The organism is Pseudomonas sp. SK3(2021) (genome assembly GCF_016772375.1).
Lineage (GTDB): Bacteria > Pseudomonadota > Gammaproteobacteria > Pseudomonadales > Pseudomonadaceae > Aquipseudomonas > Aquipseudomonas chlororaphis_I.
This window is the reverse complement of sequence record NZ_CP061943.1, coordinates 3,606,741-3,626,824: the sequence shown is the minus strand read 5'-3', so window position 1 is coordinate 3,626,824 and position 20,084 is coordinate 3,606,741. Positions and strand designations below refer to the sequence as shown.

15 protein-coding genes and 1 pseudogene are annotated in these 20,084 nt (G+C 65.2%); 6 read left to right on the top strand and 10 right to left on the bottom strand.

The window, feature by feature from the left end; genetic code table 11:
- Window positions 1–13 precede the first annotated feature (13 nt).
- The 4 genes from IF690_RS16050 to IF690_RS16035 are packed head-to-tail and all read right to left on the bottom strand — an operon-like array spanning window position 14 to window position 4,639.
- Window positions 14–466 carry a response regulator gene (locus IF690_RS16050; RefSeq protein ID WP_202696436.1) on the bottom strand — a complete coding sequence of 151 codons (453 nt, stop codon included), beginning with the start codon at window positions 464–466 and terminating at the stop codon, window positions 14–16.
- The gene (locus IF690_RS16045; RefSeq protein WP_202696435.1) at window positions 463–2,790 is read right to left on the bottom strand and encodes an ATP-binding protein; all 2,328 of its coding nucleotides are present in this window, start codon (window positions 2,788–2,790) and stop codon (window positions 463–465) included. The genes IF690_RS16050 and IF690_RS16045 overlap by 4 nt, the downstream gene beginning before the upstream one ends.
- On the bottom strand, window positions 2,787–3,458 hold the full coding sequence (locus tag IF690_RS16040) for a response regulator (RefSeq protein WP_202696434.1): 672 nt from the start codon (window positions 3,456–3,458) through the stop codon (window positions 2,787–2,789). Before IF690_RS16040 ends, IF690_RS16045 begins: the two co-directional genes overlap by 4 nt.
- The gene (locus IF690_RS16035) at window positions 3,455–4,639 is read right to left on the bottom strand and encodes a sensor histidine kinase (protein WP_202696433.1); all 1,185 of its coding nucleotides are present in this window, start codon (window positions 4,637–4,639) and stop codon (window positions 3,455–3,457) included. Before IF690_RS16035 ends, IF690_RS16040 begins: the two co-directional genes overlap by 4 nt.
- Before the next feature lie 170 nt (window positions 4,640–4,809).
- On the opposite strand from IF690_RS16035, the gene IF690_RS16030 reads away from it, so the two are divergent.
- Window positions 4,810–5,334 (top strand): SgcJ/EcaC family oxidoreductase, encoded by a 525-nt coding sequence (locus IF690_RS16030; protein WP_202696432.1) that lies wholly within the window; start codon window positions 4,810–4,812, stop codon window positions 5,332–5,334.
- A 734-nt stretch (window positions 5,335–6,068) separates the two neighbouring features.
- Entirely contained in the window at window positions 6,069–7,319 is a 1,251-nt protein-coding gene (locus IF690_RS16025) for an acyltransferase family protein (protein ID WP_252189486.1), read from the top strand.
- 54 nt (window positions 7,320–7,373) lie between these two features.
- On the opposite strand, the pseudogene IF690_RS29025 reads toward IF690_RS16025, so the two are convergent.
- The 5 genes and pseudogenes from IF690_RS29025 to IF690_RS16005 all read right to left on the bottom strand — a co-directional run.
- Window positions 7,374–7,487, bottom strand: a pseudogene (locus IF690_RS29025) (tyrosine-type recombinase/integrase); the annotation flags it as partial.
- Between the two features lie 59 nt (window positions 7,488–7,546).
- The gene (locus IF690_RS16020) at window positions 7,547–7,846 is read right to left on the bottom strand and encodes a YceK/YidQ family lipoprotein (protein WP_202701481.1); all 300 of its coding nucleotides are present in this window, start codon (window positions 7,844–7,846) and stop codon (window positions 7,547–7,549) included.
- A 246-nt stretch (window positions 7,847–8,092) separates the two neighbouring features.
- On the bottom strand, window positions 8,093–9,406 hold the full coding sequence (locus tag IF690_RS16015) for an NAD(P)/FAD-dependent oxidoreductase (protein WP_202696431.1): 1,314 nt from the start codon (window positions 9,404–9,406) through the stop codon (window positions 8,093–8,095).
- Complete coding sequence (locus tag IF690_RS16010) at window positions 9,403–10,491, bottom strand: polyamine ABC transporter substrate-binding protein (protein ID WP_202696430.1); 1,089 nt, start codon at window positions 10,489–10,491, stop codon at window positions 9,403–9,405. The genes IF690_RS16015 and IF690_RS16010 overlap by 4 nt, the downstream gene beginning before the upstream one ends.
- A 230-nt stretch (window positions 10,492–10,721) precedes the next feature.
- On the bottom strand, window positions 10,722–12,080 hold the full coding sequence (locus tag IF690_RS16005) for a glutamine synthetase family protein (RefSeq protein ID WP_180921231.1): 1,359 nt from the start codon (window positions 12,078–12,080) through the stop codon (window positions 10,722–10,724).
- A gap of 162 nt (window positions 12,081–12,242) precedes the next feature.
- Between IF690_RS16005 and IF690_RS16000 the strand changes: the two genes are divergently transcribed.
- The gene (locus IF690_RS16000) at window positions 12,243–13,148 is read left to right on the top strand and encodes a helix-turn-helix domain-containing protein (protein WP_202696429.1); all 906 of its coding nucleotides are present in this window, start codon (window positions 12,243–12,245) and stop codon (window positions 13,146–13,148) included.
- 45 nt (window positions 13,149–13,193) lie between these two features.
- Here the strand turns inward: IF690_RS16000 and IF690_RS15995 are convergent, their stop codons facing one another.
- On the bottom strand, window positions 13,194–15,902 hold the full coding sequence (locus tag IF690_RS15995; RefSeq protein WP_202696428.1) for a hypothetical protein: 2,709 nt from the start codon (window positions 15,900–15,902) through the stop codon (window positions 13,194–13,196).
- A gap of 290 nt (window positions 15,903–16,192) precedes the next feature.
- Here IF690_RS15995 and IF690_RS15990 point away from each other — a divergent pair, with 290 nt between their 5' ends.
- The 3 genes from IF690_RS15990 to IF690_RS15980 all read left to right on the top strand — a co-directional run bounded on the left by IF690_RS15990 (window position 16,193) and on the right by IF690_RS15980 (window position 20,049).
- Window positions 16,193–18,334 (top strand): phosphocholine-specific phospholipase C, encoded by a 2,142-nt coding sequence (locus IF690_RS15990; RefSeq protein WP_202696427.1) that lies wholly within the window; start codon window positions 16,193–16,195, stop codon window positions 18,332–18,334.
- A gap of 228 nt (window positions 18,335–18,562) precedes the next feature.
- Window positions 18,563–19,072 carry a sigma-70 family RNA polymerase sigma factor gene (locus IF690_RS15985; protein ID WP_023965419.1) on the top strand — a complete coding sequence of 170 codons (510 nt, stop codon included), beginning with the start codon at window positions 18,563–18,565 and terminating at the stop codon, window positions 19,070–19,072.
- Window positions 19,072–20,049 carry a FecR domain-containing protein gene (locus IF690_RS15980; protein ID WP_202696426.1) on the top strand — a complete coding sequence of 326 codons (978 nt, stop codon included), beginning with the start codon at window positions 19,072–19,074 and terminating at the stop codon, window positions 20,047–20,049. Before IF690_RS15985 ends, IF690_RS15980 begins: the two co-directional genes overlap by 1 nt.
- The last annotated feature ends 35 nt before the right edge of the window (window positions 20,050–20,084 follow it).

Here is a 20,084-nt window from a genome sequence, read left to right as displayed (position 1 = left end):
GGCGCCAGCCCATTCACTGCCGATGCCGGCGCAGCAGCTCGATCTGCTGCGCCGGTACCTGCTGGCGCAGGGCTTTGTACAGGGCGCGGGTTTCCAGCAGGTTCCAGATCCGCAGCAGGGTTTCCAGGGCGTCCAGCGGCTTGCTGATGAAGTCGCGGGCGCCCAGGGCCAGGGCGCGCAGGCGGGTGTCGCGGGTGGCGTCGGCGGTCAGCACCAGGATCGGCAGGTAGTCGTGGGCCGGGATCCGCCGGTTGAGCTGTTCGAGCACGGCGAAGCCGTCGAACTCGGGCATGTGCAGGTCGAGGATCACCAGGTCCGGCTCGAAGCTGTTGAACAGGTCCAGGGTGCGCAGCGGCTGGGTGCTGCTCAGCACGTTGTGCAGGCCTTCGCGGGCCAGCAGCTGCTCCATCAGGTCGAGGTTGGGGCGCTGGTCGTCGATGATCAGGATGCGCAAATCGTGGTTCATGCGGGCTCCGGTAAATGTTGCTCAAGGTGGGCGAGAAACGCCGGGATATGAATGGGCTTGGTCAGGATCGCCGTGGCCCCGGCCTGCAGCAGGGCGCGGTGGGTCAGGGCGCTGGCGTCGGCGGTGATCATCAGCACCGGGGTGCTGGCGGTGCTCGGCGCTTCCCGCAGCCGGCGCAGCACCTCCAGGCCTGCAAGGTCCGGCAGGCTGACGTCCAGCAGGATCAGTTGCGGCGCATGTTGGCGTGCCAGGTCCAGGCCCATCTGGCCCTGCATGCTCGACAGCAGGCGAATGCCGGGGCGGCGTTGCAGCAGGGTTTCGATCAGCGCCAGGCTCGACAGGTTGTCTTCGATGCACAGCACCTGGCCACGGTATTCCACGGTCTCGATGCGGGCCGGCAGCACCGCCACTGGCTGCTCCAGGGCCGGATACGCGCCGGCCGCGGCCACCTGGACGAAGGGCAGTTGCAAGGTAAAGCAGCAACCCTGGCCCGGCGTGCTGTGCACTCGCAGGCTGCCGTCCATCATCTCCAGCAGGCTCTTGCTCAGGGCCAGGCCCAGGCCGGTGCCTTCCACCCGTGGGTCGGCGCCCAGGCGTTCGAAGGGCCGGAACAACTGGTCCAGGCGCTCCAGGGGAATGCCGGCGCCGGTGTCGCTGACCGCCACTTCGACCCGCGTGCCCAGAACCTTGACCGCGATCCGCACCTGGCCCTGGGGCCGGTTGTACTTGATGGCGTTGGACAGCAGGTTGAGCAGCACCTGGATCAGCCGCTGGCGGTCGGCGATCACCCCGCTGTGTTCGCTCAGCGCGGGCAGGGCGGCCAGCTGGATGCCGGCGTCGGTGGCCATTGGCGAGACCAGGGTCAGGGCTTCGTGCAGCACCGAGGCCAGGGCGATCGGCTCGACATTCAGCGGCAGGTGCCCGGCCTCGATGCGGGCGATGTCCAGCACCTCGTTGATCAGGGTCAGCAGGTGCTGGCCGGCGCGCAGGATATGCCCGACCTGGGGCCGCTGGCCGCTGGGCGAGTCCATGTCCAGCAACTGGGCGAAACCGAGGATGGCGTTGAGCGGGGTGCGCAGTTCGTGGCTCATGCGCGAGAGGAATTCGCTCTTGGCGCGGCTGGCGCTTTCGGCTTCTTCGCGGGCGGTGCGCAGGGCGATTTCCGCGGCGCGGCGGTCGGTGATGTCGCGGGTGATCTTGGAGAAACCACGCAACGCACCGCTGGCATCGTACTGCGCGGTGATCACCACGCTGGCCCAGAAGCGGCTGCCGTCCTTGCGGCAGCGCCAGGCCTCTTCCATGTAATGGCCGTCGCGGGTGGCCTCGCGCAGGGCCATGTCCGGGTGCGCCGGGCATTCTTCCGGCAGGTAGAACAGCGAGAAGTGCCGGCCGAGGATTTCCTGTTCGCGGTAGCCCTTGATCCGTTCGGCGCCGGCGTTCCAGGTGGTGACCCGGCCTTGGGTGTCGAGGGCGAAGATCCCGTAGTCCTTGACCCCGTCGATGATCAGTCGCAGGCGTTCTTCGTTGTCGCGCAGGGCCCGCTCGCGTTCGGCCAGCAGTTGCCCGGCCTCCACTAGGCGGGTGCCGAGCTGGCCGATCTCGTCCTGTTCCGGGGCCTGCGGTCGCAGCGGTTGGCCGAGGGCCAGGCGCTGGGCGTTGCCTTGCACCTGCTGCACCCGGGCGACGATGCCCTTGGACAAGAACAGCACCGCGACAATCGCCCCGAACAGGCCGCAGAGCGCCGCCAGCAGCGTGGCCAGCAGCAGGCGCATGCGGGTCGCCGAAGCCGCGGCGCTGCGCTCGGCGAGCAAGCCGTCTTCGCGGATGCGCATGGCGCTGATCTGTTCGCGCAACACGTCCAGCACCTGTTTGTTCTCGATCAGGATCGCCGTGATGCTGGCGCTGTCATCAGGCCGGCCGTTGCGCAGGGCGACCAGGCCGTCGAGCTTGTGGCCGATCAGCGGGGTGATGGCCTTGAGGTGATCGCGCATGCGCGCATCGCGAATGTTGCTGTCCAGCCGTTGCAGCGCGGCCTGGATCAGTGGCTGGGCGCGCTCGTAGCTGGGCAGGAAGTCTTCGCGGCGGGTCAGCAGGTAGCCGCGCACGCTGGCCGCGGCTTCGGCGAGCAGGGTGTGCACGGTCTGGATATCGCCCTGCACCAGCAGCACCCGGCGCACGTCTTCCTCGGCGCGGGCGGTCTGGCGTTCGGTGATATAGATCAGTACCAGCGACAGCAGCAGGATCACCAGCGGCAGGGAAATCACCACCAGCGCCTTGCTGCGCAGGGGCAGGTCGAGCCAGTGCCGGCTCGCCAGCAGCCTCATGGCCAGTCTCCCGCGGGCTGCGCCACCAGCCCCAGGGCGATGCCGCGCACCGCGGCCTGGGTGCGGTCCGCCGCGCCGAGCTTGCCGATCACCCGCTCCACATGGGCCTTGGCGGTGCCGGTGGTGATGCCGAGCTTTTCGCCGATCTCGCGGTTGCTGAAGCCGCCGGCCACCAGCCCCAGCACCTGGCGTTCGCGGGCGGTCAGGGCAGCAACGTGGGCTCCGCTGCCGCCGGCGTTGCGTTCGGCCATGCGCCGCAGCAGCCGGGCGCTGACTGTGCTGTTGAGGGCTTCCTCGCCCTGGGCCACCCGCTGCAGGGCGCCGAGCACTTCGCTGCGGCTGGCGTCCTTGAGCAGGTAGCCGACCGCGCCGGCGGCAATCGCCGCTTCCAGGTGGTCGGGGCTGTCGTCCATGGTGAAGATCATCACCTTGATCGCCGGTTGCCGCTGTTGCAGCAGGCGCGCCGCGCCCAGGCCGTTGAGCAGCGGCATGCGGATGTCGAGGATGGCGATATCCGGTTGCAGGCGTTCGCACAGCTCGAGGGCTTCCTGGCCATCGCGGGCCTGGCCGACCACCTCGAATTCCGGGTGGCCGGCGAGCAGCGCGACGAAGCCGGTGCGGGTGACTTCATGGTCGTCCGCCAGCACCAGGCGCAGGGCAGGGTTCATTCGCTTTCTCCGGCAGTGGGCAACGGCACCCGGGCTTGCAGGCGGGTGCCGTTGCCAGGGGCGCTGTGCCAGGACAGCTCGCCGCCCAGCAGGCTGGCGCGTTCCTGCATCGCCGCCAGCCCCAGGCGCTGGCCGCCGCAGCTCGACAGCGGGCTGTCCAGGGCGAAGCCGACGCCGTTGTCCGCCAGCGCCAGCCAGGCCTGGCCATCCACCAGTTGCAGGCTCAACTCGGCGCGGCTGGCCCGGGCATGCTTGAGGATGTTGTTGATGCCTTCCTGGGCGATGCGGAACAGGGCGATCTCGCTGGCACCCGGCAGGCGTGCGCCGGACTGTTGTTGCCAGCGCACCTCGAGACCGGCGTCGCGCAGGCGGTCGGCTTCCTTGTCGATGGCCTTGTACAGGCCAAAATCGTCCAGCACGTTGGGCCGCAGGCCGCCGATCAACTGCCGGCCCTCGCCGACACAACCCTGGGCCAGGGCCAGGATGGCTTGCAGTTCGCCGTGCAACGCCTGGGGCAATGTCGGGCAGCGCCCGGCAAAACCCTGCAGGCGCTGGTGCAGCCCGGCCAGGGTTTGCGCCAGGCCGTCGTGCAGGTCGTAGGCCACGCGCTTGCGTTCGTCTTCCTGGGCGCTGAACAGCCGGTGCACCAACTCCGACATGGTCCGTTCCCGGGCTTGCAGGGCCTCCAGCAAACGCTGGTTTTCCAGGTGCGCGGCCAGCAGGGTGGCCAGCAGTTGCAGGGACTCCAGGTCCTCGCTGTCGGGCGCGGCCAGGGCCACGCTGTTGGCCAGCAGCAGCGCGCCGAAAGCCTGGCCGTCGGCGCCGGGCAGGGGAATGCGCAATACCTGGGGCAGGGCGGCATCGGTCTGCGGCAGCCATTCGGGGTGCAGCGCCGGTGCCTTGGCCAACGGGTGCAGGGCGGCCAGGCGTTCGCTGCTGCCATGCTGGGCGGTGGCCCGGGGTGGCTGGGCGGCGTGCCATTCCAGCAGCAGGCCGTGGTCCATCGCCATAAAGGCACAGGCCCGTTGCAGGGCGCGCTGGCGCATGGCCGCGGGGGGCAATTGGGTCAGTTCCTGGCCGGTGTCGACCAGCAGGCGCAGGCGCGCCGCGCGGCTTTGCGCCTGGCGATACTGGCTGCGAATGGCCAGGGCGCTGCCGGGGTCGTGGGTCGGGTCTTGCATGAAAAACAGGCTCCAGCGTGAAGGGCGTGCGCTCGCGAGCAGGCATTAGAGCCGCTTGCCGGCCGTGGGCCTATCTGCCGAATGGCATAGGCCGTCGGCACCGGTTGGCCGATGGCGAGGCTGCGCCGGGTGGGCAAAGTGGGCGCATTGAAACCCACTGGAGCCTTCCGATGAAACTGCCAACCACCGCCATTGCCCTGTTGCTGGCCCTGACCGCGCCGCTGGCCCAGGCCCTGGACGCCACGCCTTATGTGTACCGCACCGTCGCCGCGCAGCCGCAGAGCCAGGGCGACCGGGAGATCGCCAGCCTGTTCGATCGCTGGAACGCGGCCCTGCAAACCGGCAGCGCAAAAAACGTTACCAGCCTTTACGCCGCCGACGCGATCCTCCAGCCGACCGTGTCGAACCAGGTGCGCACCACCCCGGCGCAGATCCAGGACTACTTCGAGCATTTCCTCGCGGGCAAGCCGGTGGGCCAGGTCAACTACCGGGAAATCCGCCACCTGGGCCCGGACGTGGCCATGGACAGCGGCGTCTACACCTTCACCCTGCACGAGGCCGGTGGCGCGACCCGCCAGGTGCAGGCGCGCTACACCTTCCTCTACGAGCGCATCGACGGCCAGTGGAAGATCCTCAACCACCACTCTTCGGCCATGCCCCAGGCGCAGCCGCCATTGCAGGCCAGCCATCGCTGAGCAGCCATTGTCCTACCTTGAAAAACGCCGGGACTTATACCCGGCGTTTTATTGTCTTCAGCCTTCCTGGCGATAACGCCCCGGGGTTAAGCCCGCCGGCAGCGGGGTCGGGGATTTGCCGGCCGGCGCGCGCCCGACCGGGCTTGAGCCTTTGAAATAGATGGAATTTTATATCTCCGTCAGCTACCCCCTTCGGGTAAAAAAGGGACTTGCGAGGTGTGAACTACCTCGGAGAGCAAATAGGCTTCGCGCAAGTCGTGCCTACGGCACGGCGCGAATACGAGCTGCTAGCCCCCAACCCCAAGCAGGAGCCAGCGACCCCCTGCACCCGCCACCTTGAACAGCAGCGTCTATTCCTTCGTGTCTAAGCGCCCCAGGGCGATATTACGGCCAGCCTGCGGGCGCTAAGACCCGGATAAATCGCTCCCAGGCGGCTAGGCTTCCTGACGGCTCAACCGGGCGCGTGTACGCGCTGGCTTACTTGAGAGATCCAAACCAGAACCACCGCGAGTGCATTCGGTGAAGGCATGCATTTTGAGCCCGCGCCCGGCCCGGCCCAAGCGCACCAGGACAGCGCCGATGCTGACCATCGGGTAAGCGAGGTTTAAGGCGCCGCAGCGTGAGCAGTGCGGGTGAAGTGGTCAGGGCCATGCGTCGGTAACCGATGACCCCCGAGCTGCATTAACCGGCCTGGCGCGCATTGAAAGGGAATAGTCACTTCTTGACCTGGAATCATGCAACCTGTCATCGTTATGTTGAGTGTTATGATATTACATATCGACGGTGAAGTGATGAACAACCGCAAAAATATGGAAATTGAATACTTACGAGGAGTTGCTATCGCAATGACCCTCCTGAGCCACGTCAACATGATGTTGCCCTTTCATGCCGATTTGCTTCTTCGTGTTTTCAGCATTTTCATGCCTTGGAGTGGGGTGGACTTGTTCTTCTGCCTTTCCGGCTTCGTTGTGAGCAAGGCTTATCTCGACTACTTCGATACATATCGCGGAAAGGGACAATACAGTTTGGCAGTAGTTGCTTTTTGGATTCGTCGAGCCTACCGCTTGTTACCTACTGCTTGGCTTTGGATATTGATTCCCTTGTTCTTTTCGATTGGTTTCAACCAGTCTAATGCCTTTGGTTCATGGTTAGACAATATTCGCAGTTTTACTGCTGTTGCGACATTCAGCGGTAATTTAGCAGCTTTATATGGGGGGCTTCTTGGCCCCAGCCCCCATTACTGGAGTTTAGCGCTTGAAGAACAGTTCTACTTTGTTTTTCCGTTGTTTCTGCTATTCATAACCACACCGCGCTGGCGGGCGATATCCCTACTGCTTCTGATCGTGATTCAATTTGGCCTAGACCGAAACCCTTTCGGCTCACCAGAAAGCGCTATGCTGAGCGCTTTTCGCCTGGATGCGATGCTTTGGGGCATTCTTTTATGTTTGTTCTCTCGCACCAAGCTCTACCAGCAGGTCGAACCTCGCTCTTTGAGCCAAAGTCTGCTTAAACGGTTGTTCTGCACGCTGTTTTTGTTGTATATGCTGGGAGCGGTTGCTTTGCAGTTGATTGCGACCCCTATTGCTGTTGGATTGATCGCGATCATCTCCGCACTTATTGTTTGGCTCGCTAGTTATCAGAAGGGTTACATTTACTGTCCTGCAGTTATGCAAAGTCTGATGCAGTGGCTGGGCTCCAGATCGTATGCGTTGTATGTAATTCATGTATTTACAAATCATTTGAGCACCGAAATCTGGAGTCGTATCGCTTCCAGTCGTGGTTTGACGTTGGAACAAGGCTTTACTCTGGAGCTGCTGTTGACCTCGGGCGCTCTACTGCTGGTATTAAGTGAATTAAACTATCGTTTCATCGAGACTCCTTTGCGTTTACGAGGTGCTGAAATTGCCCGCCAAAAACTTGCTCTGTATGAAGCAGGTAGTGGTTTGGGTGACCTGTCGCCCGTTAGTCGTTCAACGGCAGCATAAGTAAAACTTCTCTTATCAGCCAACCGGGGCCTCCAGAAACGCCCTTGCTGGTCATCAATACTTGACCTTAAAGGTGGGAGAGTCCTCAGGTCGCTGTCCACGTCGTTCATACATGCGTGTGGTGCTGATATTGGCGTGGCCCAGCCACACCTGGACCTTGGCTATCTCGGGGCTGCTCGCGATAGCGGTGGTCCATTCACCCATGCCGCTATCGACCAAACGCAGCTTCAGTAATAAACGCCCTTGGCGTCGTAGGGCAGCAGCACGGTATCGACCGCCGCATCCACCGGCAGGCTCACCACCGCCACCAGCGGGCAGACGATGGTTATCCAGCAGAACATCGTGTTGTAGCCCTCGTAGCCGCTGGCGCCGCGCATGGTCAGCAGCTGGATATTCTCCTGGGTGCCTTTGTAGAGGTCGTAGGAGCTGTACTGACTGCGGGCTATCAGGGTGCCGCAGCCCGCGAGGGGGAGTGTCCCAAGTAGGACGAGAGCAGTGAGCGCTTTGATGATGCCATTCCTTAGCAAGCCGGTTTGCGGCGCGCATCTTCGCATCGGTCGAGGTTTCAGGCCAGCCTGTGTGGCAATGATCGCAGCGAGCTGCCTGGGATGACAGCGACGCATTCGATGACGCCATCGCCGGCAAGTCGGATCGCCGCCCGCTGGCTCCTACAGGTTTGTGGGGCGCCCGGTAGTCCGTATCTGGCACTCGCTTCTGTAGGAGCGAAGCTTGCTCGCGATAGCGGTGGTCCATTCGCTTGCGTAGTTATGGTCTTAGCCCAACACCTCGCGCAACCGATGCCACAACATGCCCAGCGCCAGCAGCGGCGCGCGCAGGGCCGGGCCGCCGGGGAAGGTCATGTGCGGCACCGCGCTGAAGATGTCCAGGCCCTGGCTGTGGCCGGCGTGGATGGCTTCGGCCAGCAGGCGCGCGGTCCAGTGGGTGACGTTGACCCCGTGCCCGGAGTAACCCTGGGCGTAATACACGTTGGGGTACTGGCGCAGGCGCCCGACCTGGGGGAAGCGGTTGGCGGTGATGCCGATCTTACCGTCCCATTGGTAGTCGATGCGCACGTGCGCCAGTTGCGGGAATACCTTGAGCAGCTTGGGCCGCATATAGGCGCCGATGTCCGCCGGGTCGCGCCCGGAGTAGTGACAGGCGCCGCCGAACAGCAGGCGCCGGTCCGCCGAGAGCCGGTAGTAATCGAGGCCGACCTTCTGGTCACAGAGCGCCAGGTTCTGTGGGATCAGTTCGGCGGCCAGGGCCGGCGCCAGGGGCTCGGTGGCGATGATGTAGCTGCCCGCCGGCAGCACCTTGCCGCTCAGCCGTGGCTCCAGGTCATCCAGGTGGGCGTTGCAGGCCAGCACCAGGCTGCCGGCGCGCACTGTGCCGCTGGCGCAACGCACCTGCACGCTGTCGCCGTGGATCAGCTCCAGCACCGGGCTCTGCTCGAAGATCCGCACCCCCAGCGTCTGGGCCACAGCCGCCTCGCCGAGCACCAGGTTGAGCGGGTGCAGGTGCCCGGAGCCCATGTCCACCAGGCCCCCGGCATAGCGCGACGAGGCCACCACCTGGGCCATGTCCCGGGGGGCTACCAGGCGGGTTTCATGCACGTAGCCCAGCGCCGCCAGATGCTCCTGCTCGGCTTGGAACGCGGCGAACTGGGCCGGGGTGTTGGCCAGCTCGCAGAAGCCCCAGCGCAGGTCGCAGTCGATGCCGTGTTCACGCACGCGCTGGCCGACCAGCGCCACCGAGTCGATGCCGGCCCGCTCCAGGTAACGCACGCCCGCGGCGCCGACGTAGCGGGCAAAGCCGCTGACGTCGTGGCCGATGCCGCGGATCAGTTGCCCGCCGTTGCGCCCGCTGGCGCCCCAGCCGATGCGCCGGGCTTCCAGGAGGATCACCGACAGGCCGCGCTGCGCCAGTTCGATGGCGGTGTTGACCCCGGTGAAACCACCGCCGATCACGCAGACATCGGCGCTCAGGTCTGCATTTAGGTCAGTATTCAGCGGCGGGTAGTCCGGCAGCGCGTTGGCCGAGGCGGCGTAGTAGGAGCGGGTGTGTTGCGCGTGGCTGTGCTGATTCATTTGTTGGACTTCACTTTGCTCCAGGCGCGGGTCATCAGGCGCATGGTCTGCGGGCTCTGGGTGCTGGAGATATACAGCTTGTCGAGCACCGCCCGGGGTGGGTAGACCTCGGGGTTGTTCACCAGCTCGGGGTCCATGAACTGCTGGGACGCCGGGTTGGGGTTGGCGTAGCCGACATAGGCGCTGACCTTGGCGATCACCTGCGGGTCCAGCAGGTCGTTGATGAAGGCATGGGCCTGCTTGGGGTTGCTCGCGTCCGCCGGGATCGCCAGCAGGTCGAACCACAGGTTGCTGCCTTCCTTGGGAATCGAATAGGCGATCTTCACCCCGTTCTTGGCTTCCTTGGCGCGATTGGCGGCCTGGAACACGTCGCCGGAATAACCGAAGGCCAGGCAGATATTGCCGTTGGCCAGGTCCGAGACGTACTTGGAGGAGTGGAAGTAGGTGATGTAGGGACGGATCGCCAGCAGCTTGGCTTCGGCTTTCTTGTAGTCCGCGGGGTTTTCGCTGCGCGGGTCCAGGCCCAGGTAGTTGAGCATCGCCGGGAACACTTCGTCCGGCGAGTCCATCATCGACACACCGCACTGGCTGAGCTTCTTCAGGTTCTCCGGTTCGAAGAACACCGCCCAGGAATCGATCTGCTCGACCCCCAGCACCTGCTTGACCTTGTCGACGTTGTAGCCGATGCCGTTGGTGCCCCACAGGTAAGGCACCGAGTACTGGTTGCCGGGGTCGTTCTGCTCCAGCAGGGCCAGCAGTTTCGGGTCGAGGTTCTGCCAGTTCGGCAACTGCGCGCGGTCCAGCTTGAGAAAGGCCCCGGCCTTGACCTGCCGCGCCAGGAAGTGGTTGGACGGCACCACCACGTCATAGCCGGTGCGGCCGGCCAGCAGCTTGCCTTCCAGGGTTTCGTTGGAGTCGAAGACGTCGTAGATCACCCGGGTCCCGGTTTTTGCCTGGAAGTCGGCGAGGGTGGTCTCGCCGATGTAGTCGGTCCAGTTGTACACGCTGACTTTCGATTCAGCCTGGGCCGTGGCGCCGAACAGCACCGACAGGGCCAGCGGAACCACCGATTTCCATAGACGCATAGCGATACCCCTTTTTGCGGTTGTTATTGGTTTGCCAAATTCATGAAGCCCTGTAGCCGCTGCCGAGCGCCAGCGAGGCTGCGATCGGCGGCGCAGCCGACGCAAACCCGGCAACCGCCTTGCATCAGGTACACCGCGTGCGACGGTCTGGCGATGGCTGCGCCATCGATCGCAGCCTCGCTGGCGCTCCGCAGCGGCTACAACGGTGTGCGCAGCAGTGCACGCAAGCCTCAGACGCTGAGCAACAGGAACTCGCGTTCCCAGGAGCTGATCACGCGCTTGAAGTTCTCGTGTTCGGCGCGTTTCACCGCGACGTAGCCACGCACGAACTTGCTGCCCAGGTAACGCTCGAGGGTCGGGCACTCTTCCATGCGGGTCAGGGCGTCTTCGATGGTGATCGGCAGGCGCAGGTTGCGCCGCTCGTAGGCCCGGCCCTCCACCGCGGCGCTCGGCTCGATGCCCTCGACCATGCCCAGGTAACCGCACAGCAGGCTGGCGGCGATGGCCAGGTAGGGGTTGGCGTCGGCGCCGGGCAGGCGGTTTTCCACGCGCATGGCTTCCGGGCCGGAGGTCGGCACGCGCAGGCCGACGGTGCGGTTCTCTTCGCCCCATTCGACGTTGACCGGCGCCGAGGTGTCCGGCAGGAAGCGGCGGAACGAGTTGACGTTGGGCGCGAACATCGGCAGCACCTGGGGGATGTACTTCTGCAGGCCGCCGATGTGGTGGCGGAACAGCTCGCTCATGCGGCCCTCGGCATCGGCGAAGATCGGCTTGCCGGTGGCACTGTCGACCACGCTCTGGTGCAGGTGCATGGCACTGCCGGGTTCGTCGGCCACCGGCTTGGCCATGAAGGTGGCGGTGACGTTGTGCTTGAGCGCGGCCTCGCGCAGGGTGCGCTTGAACACGGTGATCTGGTCGGCCAGGTCGAGGGCGTCGCCGTGGCGGAAGTTGATTTCCATCTGCGCCGGGCCGTCTTCGTGGATCAGCGTGTCGAGGTCCAGGCCCTGGGCTTCGCACCAGTCGTAGACGTCCTCGAACAGCGGGTCGAATTCGTTGGCGGCGTCGATGGAGAACGACTGGCGCCCGCTTTCGGCCCGGCCGGAGCGGCCCAGTGGCGCCTTCAGCGGCAGGTCCGGGTCTTCGCAGCGCTGGGTCAGGTAGAACTCCATTTCCGGTGCGACGATCGGCTGCCAGCCCTGGTCGGCGTACAGCTGCAGGACTTTCTTGAGCACGTTGCGCGGCGACAGCTCGATAGGGTTGCCGAACTTGTCGAAGGTGTCGTGGATGACGATGGCGGTCGGCTCGATGGCCCAGGGCACCAGGTAAATGCCCGAGGCGTCGGGGCGGCAGACCATGTCGATGTCGGCCGGGTCCAGCAGGTCGTAGTAGATGTCGTCGTCGACGAAGTCCCCGGTTACCGTCTGCAACAGCACACTTTCCGGCAGGCGCATGCCTCGCTCATGCAGGAACTTGTTAGTGGGCGCTATCTTGCCGCGGGCGATGCCGGTCAGGTCGCTGACCACGCATTCCACTTCGGTAATCTTGTGTTCTTTCAGCCAGGCAGACAGCTGATCGAAAGGGGCATTCATAAGGACCTCGTCAATGATTGTCGGTGACGCGCCAGCGCTTGGGCTGGCCCGGCAAGGCTTCCCCTGTGGCGCGTTGACGACTATCTTGGGCAAGCCTTGCGGTTCCATCTATCCACTTTAAGCAGCACCAAAGCGCACCAAAAGAGTGCGCAAGGTCCCTTCATGACAGCGTCGACAGCTCTCCAGGTCCAGGCCTTCAACACCTTCGATGTGGCCGATCAGATCCGTGCCACCCCGGGTTGGGTGCAGCATTACCAGCAGATGTCGCCCGGGCATTTCGCCGGGCAGGTGCGTTACCTGGACCTGCAGGGGGTGCAGATCTACGAGGAGTGCATGAACACCCGGGTCGAGCAGAATTTCAGCGCGCCCGAGGACTCCCTGGCGTTCTGTTTCGATCGCAGCGACAACGCCCTGTACCTGCTCAACGGCGAGAGCCGCAACATCTGGATCACCCCGGAGAACTACCAGGAAATCGCCGTGGTGTTCGGCCCGGAGTTCGTCCGCGGCCACGGCCTCGACGCGCAGCGCCTCGACGGCCTGTTCCTGGCGCCGCTCAACTGCGGGCAGAACGCCTTGTTCAGCCGCTGGCTCAGCGCGACCCTGACGCGCCTGTCGCAGACCCTCGACCCACCCAGCCGCGAGGCCCTGACCCAGCAGTTGCTCGACGACTGCCTGTTTATCCTCGACAACGCCTGCGCGCGCCTGGACGGCGGCGGCCTGCGCCGGCGTGCCGAGGAGCGGGCGATCATGCAGCGGGTCGCACAGTGGGCGGCGGACGGCCCGCAAGACAGCCTCAACCTGCTGGAGCTGTCGCAGGTGGCCGGGGTGTCCCTGCGCCAGTTGCAAGGCGCGTTCAGGGCCTTCGCCGGCATGGCGCCGACCCAGTGGCTGCGCCTGCGCCGGCTGAACAGCGCGCACCGCGAACTGCTCGACCGCGGCCCGAACGAAACCACCGTGGCCGAGGTGGCCATGCGCTGGTCGTTCTGGCACCTGGGGCGATTCTCCAGCAGCTACCGCGCGCTGTTCAAGGAACTGCCGAGCGAGACCCTGCGCCGCGGCCAGCGTTGAGGTTTTGCTGGCCGTGGGCCCGCAGGGGCGTCGCCATTGCGAGCCTCATGCGCGGGGATCCCGGTCGCCCGAAGGGCGGCGCTGGCCATTGCGGTTCGGCCGCGGCGGCTTGGGCTGGTCGCCCTCGTGCGCGCTTCCCGCAGGGTGCTCGCGCAGGTAGCGCCACAGCGCCTGGGCGATGGTATTGCCGTTGAGCCCATTGCCGAAGACCTCCTGGCCAACGCTCAAGCCGAGCTTGCGATAGCTCTCGAACTGCGCTTCGTCGAAGAACTGGTCGACGGTGGGCTGATTGGGGAAGGACTTGTTGATCAGCGCGTAGTTCTGCACGTCCGGCGATACCGAGGCGATCAGCCGTGGCTTGAGCACCAGGATGCGACTGATCAGGGTGCCCGGTTCAAGGCAGGGGTAGACGTCGAGCAGCAGGGCGCAGCGGCGGTCCGCCTCGGACGGCGGGGTCTTGAAATGCACCATGCGCCCGAACACCTTGCCCAGCACCTCGTCCTCGGCGATCTGCGTGTCTTCCCTGATCTCCAGGCCATGGTCGATGCGCGCCAGGCGGATGAGGTTACTCAGGTCGTCGAAGCGGTAATCGGGGTCGCAGCCACAGTCGCACATCACGATCAGCTCGACCTGGCGTTCCTGGCGCAGCAGTTCATAGGCTGCCGTGTTCTCGAAGTGGCCGCCGTCGGAGAGGTACTGGTAGTCGCGCCGATGGCCATGGAAGTGCGCGGTCAATTCGTAGAACAGGTAGGTCTGGGTCGGCAGCCAGTGCGACAGCTTCAGGCCCAGGGACTGCCTGGGCTTTTCCGGCCTGCCCTCGATAAAGCGGCTGGGCCACCAGTTGCCCAGGCGCACGTTGGCCAGGCCCAGCAGCAGCGACATGCCCAGGCTGGTGGCACGCCCCAGGCCGGTGGTGAAGGCCGCGCCGGAGATGCCGATCCATTGGCCGATGGTCAGCGGGTAGGCGATTTCCGAAGCGGGGATGTTGTCCAGGTCGCGCTGATAGACCTTGCCGTCGAGGATGAAGCTCCCTTCGCCCTTGACGCTGCCCGGCGCCAGGCACAACGGCTTGCCCTTGCGGTCGCGCTGCACCAGTTGCTCGGCAGGGTCGACCGTGAGGTTCATGGTCACGTTGATCAGGTGCAGCGGGCCGGCGCTCGGCGTGCCGTAGTAGTGCTCGACACTGATGTCGTCGTTGCTCAGCGGTTCGGCCACGCTCATGTGCTTGCGCCGTTGCTCGGGCGTGCCGTCGAAGCGCTTGCCGTTGGTGGCGCCCATGTAGGCGCGAACCAGGCGGGCGCTGTAGTAGGACTGCAAGGACGAGGTATTGAGGAAGCCGACGAAGCGGCTGCTGACCCAGGTCAGGGCCGCCGCGACGCCCGCCAGCAGGGCCAGCCGCAGCACATAGCCGTCTTCCTGCAGGCGGATGCTGCCATCGGCGGTGACCCACACCACGAACAGCATCCACACCAGGCCGACCACCGCCAGCAACAGCAGGCCGCCGATCAGGCTCATGACCTCCAGGGGCAGCAGGCGCAGCCAGTCCGGCAGGCTTTTCTCGTCGCCCAACAGCGCCAGGCGGCGCACCAGCCAGATCAGCACCGGGAGAATGCCGAGGGTGCCCTGGGTCAGGGCCTGCAGGTGCAGGTAGATCGCTTCGGAGAGCGACACCAGGAATGCAGCGAACAGCAGCGCACCGAGGGCGATGATGACCTGCGACAACACCCGGGTGACCTCGACCCGGTAGTTGCGCACGGTAAAGATCCCGTCTTCGTCGTTGGCCTTGCGGGTCCGGTACTTCAGGCGCCAGATCAGCAGCCAGGCGTAGAGGATGCCCAGCAATGCGATGGCGGCGAACCCGAGGAACAGCAGGCGAACGTTCGGCTTGTCGTCCGGCTGTTGCAGCAGCGCCCAGATGCCGACGAAGACCAGCGCCATCACGGTGCAGGCCGCGGCCGCCAGGTTGCTCAGGGCCGGCGGATTGCTCAGGCTGTTTTTCGGCAGTACCAGCCAATAGGCCAGGCAGCAGGGCAGCAAGCCGAGGATGAACAGCGCGCCGGGCAGCAGGAACAGGTTGGGCAGGTACTTGACCTGCAACAGCATCAGCAACGACAGCAGCAGGACGATCGGCATGCCGATGACGAAGTGCAGCGACAGCCAGTTGCGCCAGGTGATCGCCAGGGCGTAGAGCGCATTCCCCGAGCCGGTCGGGGTCAGGTAGCGGCCATTCTCCCGGAGCCAGGCGGTGGGGCCCTTGCCGATGTCTTTTTCGCTGGAAAAGTCGATGCCGGTGCTGATGCGTCCCGGCGGCTCGTAGCGCAGGACCTCATAGGCGTTGACCGCGGCGGTCCTGGCCGCTTGCTGGGCGGGCGACAGGTGCGAGGCTTCGGCGCGTTCCTGGGCCTGCTCCCGGCGCAGGCGATTGGGGATGAACAGGCTGGAGAAGAAACTGCCGATATAACCGCCGCCACTGACCGTGGAGAGGTAGTCGAAACGCGGCAGCAGAGTGCTGGCGAGGTTGCCTTGCGCTGTCGTCGACTTGCGTGGGTTGGCCTGTTCCGGCGCGTTGGCCCGGGCCATCGCCTGCAGCACCCCCAGGCAAAAGGTGGCGCTGCGGATGCCGCCGCCGGACAGCGCCAGGCCCCAGGTCTTGAGGGGCTGGCCGTCCGGCGCGGGAAGGTATGTGAGACCCAATGCAGTACGGCGGTTCTCGATGCGCTTCCTTTCCCCCTCGTAGTGCTGGGTCGAGTCCATGATTGCTCCTTGCAAACTGAAGTAGTGGCATTGTGCAAATAGGATTAAAGCAGAACAGCGTCACATTTCTGCGCCTACAAGGAACCATTCGGGATGAAGTTCACGAAATATTCTTTATTTGGAAATGTAATTAAAAATCATCGGCTTAGAGAGTTAATACGGCTGTATCAGGATCAATGAATACCTTGACCCCGGCCTGCAATCGCCGTGTAACTTGCTTGTTACTTGAGGTCACTACTTTGCGTGGGTCGCTATTTCCCGCCCTGTAACTTCAAGGAATTCAACCGCGTATGCCTACTCTCACTCGCAGGAAGCTCATGCAGGCCGCCGCCATCGGCTCGGCCTTTACCTTGCTGCCAGATTCCATCCGCCAGGCCCTGGCGATCCCCGCCAACAACCGCACCGGCACCCTTCGCGACGTCGAGCATGTGGTGATCCTGATGCAGGAAAACCGCTCCTTCGACCATTACTTCGGCACCTTGCCCGGGGTCCGCGGTTTCAGCGATCGCTTCACCATCCCGCTGCCCGGCAAGCGTTCGGTGTGGGAGCAGCAGGGCGTCGGGCGCGTGGTGCTGCCGTATCACCTGGACAGCTCGCGGGGCAACGCGCAGCGGGTCAACGGCACGCCGCATTCGTGGATCGACGAGCACGCGGCCTGGGGCAGCGGGCGCATGAGCGCCTGGCCGACCTTCAAGACCAACACCTCCATGGGCTACTACCGCGAGCAGGAACTGCCTTTCCAGTTTGCCCTGGCCAACACCTTCACCCTGTGCGATGCCTACCACTGTTCGGTGCACGCCGGGACCAACCCCAACCGCCTGTTCCACTGGACCGGCACCAACGGCCCGACCGGCGCCAATGTGGCCGCGGTGGTCAACGAATGGGACGGCCCGGGCGCGGTGGACGTCGGCTACACCTGGAAGACCTACCCCGAGCGCCTGGAAGAGCGCGGCGTGAGCTGGAAAATCTACCAGTACCTGCCGGACAACTTCGGCGACAACCCGCTGGCCGGTTTCCGCCAGTACCGCCGCGCCAGCGTGGCGGCCGGCAACCCGGCGCAGCCGCCGGAAGACTTCACCGCCTTCGTGCCCTACAGCGATGCGTTGAATGCCCGGGTGCCGCTGTACAAGGGCAATGGCAACACCTTGCCGGCCCGCAGCGGCAGCGACCTGGAGGGCATGATCGCGGGGTTTCGCAACGATGTGCAGCAGGGCAAGCTGCCCAAGGTCAGCTGGATCGTCGCGCCGGCCAGCTATTCCGAGCACCCGGGGCCGTCGAGCCCGGTGCAGGGCGGCTGGTTCACCCAGGAAATCCTCAAGGCGCTGACCGACAACCCCGAGGTCTGGAGCAAGACCGTGCTGCTGGTCAACTACGACGAGAACGACGGTTTCTTCGACCATGTGCCGTCGCCCTCGGCGCCTTCGCGGCGCCTGGACGGCAGCTTCGCCGGCAAGTCGACGGTGGATTTCGACAGCGAGGTGTTCACCCACCCGGCGCCACCGGGGACCACCCAGCAACCGCGTCCGGACGGCGGTATCTACGGCCCGGGCCCACGGGTGCCGATGCTGGTGCTGTCGCCCTGGAGCCGTGGCGGCTGGGTCAACTCCCAGGCGTTCGACCACACCTCGGTCCTGCAATTTCTCGAGAAGCGCTTCGGCGTGCGCGAGCCGAACATCAGCGCCTGGCGCCGCGCGGTGTGCGGCGACCTGACCTCGGCCTTCAACTTCGTCAATCCCAACAGCGAGATCCTCCCGCCGCTGCACACCACCCGCCAGGCCGCGGACCTGCTGCGCCAGCGCCAGGAGCAACTGGCCCAGGTGCCGCTGCCGGACCCCAGCCGCCAGCAACTGCCGCAGCAGCAGCGCGTGGCCCGGCCATCGCGAGCCTTGCCGTATCGGCTGAATGTCGAGGCCAAGGCCAAGCGCAAGGCACTGAGCCTGACCCTGAGCCTGCAGAACAGCGGGGAGCAGGGCGCGGTGTTCCATGTCTACGACCGCCTGCACCTGCTGGACATTCCCCGTCGCTACACGGTGGAGGCGGGCAAGCAACTCAAGGACAGCTGGCAGACCGCGGGTCGCTACAAGCTGTGGCTGCTGGGGCCCAACGGTTTCCACCGCAGCTTCCACGGCAACCTGCTGGAGCGCCAGCCCGAGGTGTCGATGTTCAGCCGCGGTAACAACCTGCAGCTGACCCTGAGCAACCCGGGCAAGGAGCCGGTGTCGATCACCATCGAGCGTTGTCCCTACACCCATCAGGGGCCATGGCGTTTCGATGTGCCCGGGCGCAGCGAGATCCACCAGATGTTCGCCTGCCAGGCCAGCGGCGGCTGGTACGACCTGACCGTGCGTGCCGAAGGCGGCTGGCTGCGGCGCCTGGCCGGGCGCCTGGAAACCGGTGCCCACAGCATCAGCGACCCGTTGATGGGCGTGTAAGCCGCGTACCCGTGCCCGGCCCGCAAGGGGCCGGGCGCTGTTTCAGCCTCAGGGCCAGGCCTGGCGCCTGAGCTCTTCAGCCCTCTGGGACCATGGTTCCAGGGCGCCTGCCGATTTTCCCCCTCAAACGAAAACAGCAACCGAATCACACGAAAGGACTTGGTTTGCCTTATGAATATTAATTAGAATCAGTCTCATTTGAATAATCCTTCGCGCAGGGCTCTTGACATGATTGAAGCAGCGACGCCACCGGAGCACAGCCTACATGCCCTGTACCGCGACCATCGAAGCTGGCTCGAGAGTTGGTTGCGCCAGCGCATGGGCAACGCCTGGGATGCCGCGGACCTGAGCCAGGACACCTTCCTGCGCGTGCTCGCCAGTTCCCAGCAACTGGTCGACCTGCGCGAGCCGCGGGCCTACCTGGTGACCGTCGGCAAGCGCCTGCTGAGCAACTTCTATACCCGGCGCAAACTCGAACAGGCCTACCTGGACGCGCTGGCCAGCCTGCCCGAAGACAGCGTGCCGTCCCCGGAACAGCGCTGGGTGCTGCTGGAAACCCTGCAAGCCCTCGACGAACTGCTCGACGGCCTGCAGCCCCTGGTGCGCCGGGCATTTCTCTGGAGCCAGCTGGAAGGGCTGGGCTACCGCGAGATCGCCGAACGCCTCGACGTCTCGGAACGCACCGTCAAGCGCTACATGGCCCAGGCCTACGAACACTGCCTGCTGGTGGAGCTGTGATGCGCTCGGCGCCGTCCAGCGAAACCCGCGAAGTCGCCCGCGCGGCGGCCCAGTGGCTGGCGCTGCTGGAATCGGGCGCGGCCAACGCCGACGATCACGCCCGCTTGCAGCACTGGCGCACCAGCAACAGCCGTCACGAAAGCGCCTGGCAGAAGGCGCAGCTGCTGCGCCAGCGTTTCTCCGTGCTGCCGTCGGCCCTGGCGATGGCCACCCTGGACCGGCCCGAGCCGTCGCGGCGCGCGGTACTCAAGCGCGCCCTCGGCGTCGCCGCACTGGTGCCGAGCGCCTGGCTGCTGACCCGCCAGCTACCGCTGGACGTATGGCGCGCCGACCTGCAGACCGGCACCGGTGAACACCGCACAGTGCCCCTGGCCGATGGCAGCGCCTTGCAGCTGAACACCGCCAGCGCGGTCAACGTCGACCTGGGTGCGCGGCAAGTGACCCTGGTGCGCGGCGAGATGGCGCTCAAGGTGGCGGGCAGCGCGCCGCTGACTATCCAGGCGCGTTACGGTCGCATCGTCGTCAGCCGCAGCGAAGTCTGCGTGCGCCTCAACGAGCACGATTGCCGGGTGTCGGTGGCCAGCGGCTCGGTGCAGCTGCAACCCTTGTCCGGGCCGCAACGGGTGCTGCGCGAAGGCCAGCAGGTCCGGCTGCGGGCGGAGGGCGCCGGCCAGATCGATGCATTCGACGCGCAGCTGCCGGGCTGGCGCGACGGCGTGCTGATGGCGCAGAACCAGCCGCTGGGGGACTTCCTGCGCGAGCTGAGTCGTTATCGTCCGGGCCTGTTGCGCTGGGAACCGCAACTGGAAGCCTTGCGTGTCACCGGCAGCTTCCGCCTCGACAACACCGACCGCGTGCTCGCGCTGCTGGCCGCCAGCCTGCCGCTGCAAGTGCATTCGCGCACCCGCTACTGGGTAACCCTGACCGCGCCACAAGAAACCCCACAGAAAAACACCCCGCCAAAAAATATTGGCTGAAGCCTGTCCCTTTTTTTCGCCTCGCCGGTCATTCC

What these genes read in the sequence shown, in the direction of transcription:
- IF690_RS15995 (WP_202696428.1), bottom strand. Translation starts at nt 15,902, where the DNA reads ATGGACTCGACCCAGCACTACGAGGGGGAAAGGAAGCGCATCGAGAAC.
- IF690_RS15985 (WP_023965419.1), top strand. Translation starts at nt 18,563, where the DNA reads ATGATTGAAGCAGCGACGCCACCGGAGCACAGCCTACATGCCCTGTAC.
- IF690_RS16050 (WP_202696436.1), bottom strand. Translation starts at nt 466, where the DNA reads ATGAACCACGATTTGCGCATCCTGATCATCGACGACCAGCGCCCCAAC.
- IF690_RS16045 (WP_202696435.1), bottom strand. Translation starts at nt 2,790, where the DNA reads ATGAGGCTGCTGGCGAGCCGGCACTGGCTCGACCTGCCCCTGCGCAGC.
- IF690_RS15980 (WP_202696426.1), top strand. Translation starts at nt 19,072, where the DNA reads ATGCGCTCGGCGCCGTCCAGCGAAACCCGCGAAGTCGCCCGCGCGGCG.
- IF690_RS16010 (WP_202696430.1), bottom strand. Translation starts at nt 10,491, where the DNA reads ATGCGTCTATGGAAATCGGTGGTTCCGCTGGCCCTGTCGGTGCTGTTC.
- IF690_RS15990 (WP_202696427.1), top strand. Translation starts at nt 16,193, where the DNA reads ATGCCTACTCTCACTCGCAGGAAGCTCATGCAGGCCGCCGCCATCGGC.
- IF690_RS16025 (WP_252189486.1), top strand. Translation starts at nt 6,069, where the DNA reads ATGCAACCTGTCATCGTTATGTTGAGTGTTATGATATTACATATCGAC.
- IF690_RS16030 (WP_202696432.1), top strand. Translation starts at nt 4,810, where the DNA reads ATGAAACTGCCAACCACCGCCATTGCCCTGTTGCTGGCCCTGACCGCG.
- IF690_RS16035 (WP_202696433.1), bottom strand. Translation starts at nt 4,639, where the DNA reads ATGCAAGACCCGACCCACGACCCCGGCAGCGCCCTGGCCATTCGCAGC.
- IF690_RS16000 (WP_202696429.1), top strand. Translation starts at nt 12,243, where the DNA reads ATGACAGCGTCGACAGCTCTCCAGGTCCAGGCCTTCAACACCTTCGAT.
- IF690_RS16015 (WP_202696431.1), bottom strand. Translation starts at nt 9,406, where the DNA reads ATGAATCAGCACAGCCACGCGCAACACACCCGCTCCTACTACGCCGCC.
- IF690_RS16005 (WP_180921231.1), bottom strand. Translation starts at nt 12,080, where the DNA reads ATGAATGCCCCTTTCGATCAGCTGTCTGCCTGGCTGAAAGAACACAAG.
- IF690_RS16040 (WP_202696434.1), bottom strand. Translation starts at nt 3,458, where the DNA reads ATGAACCCTGCCCTGCGCCTGGTGCTGGCGGACGACCATGAAGTCACC.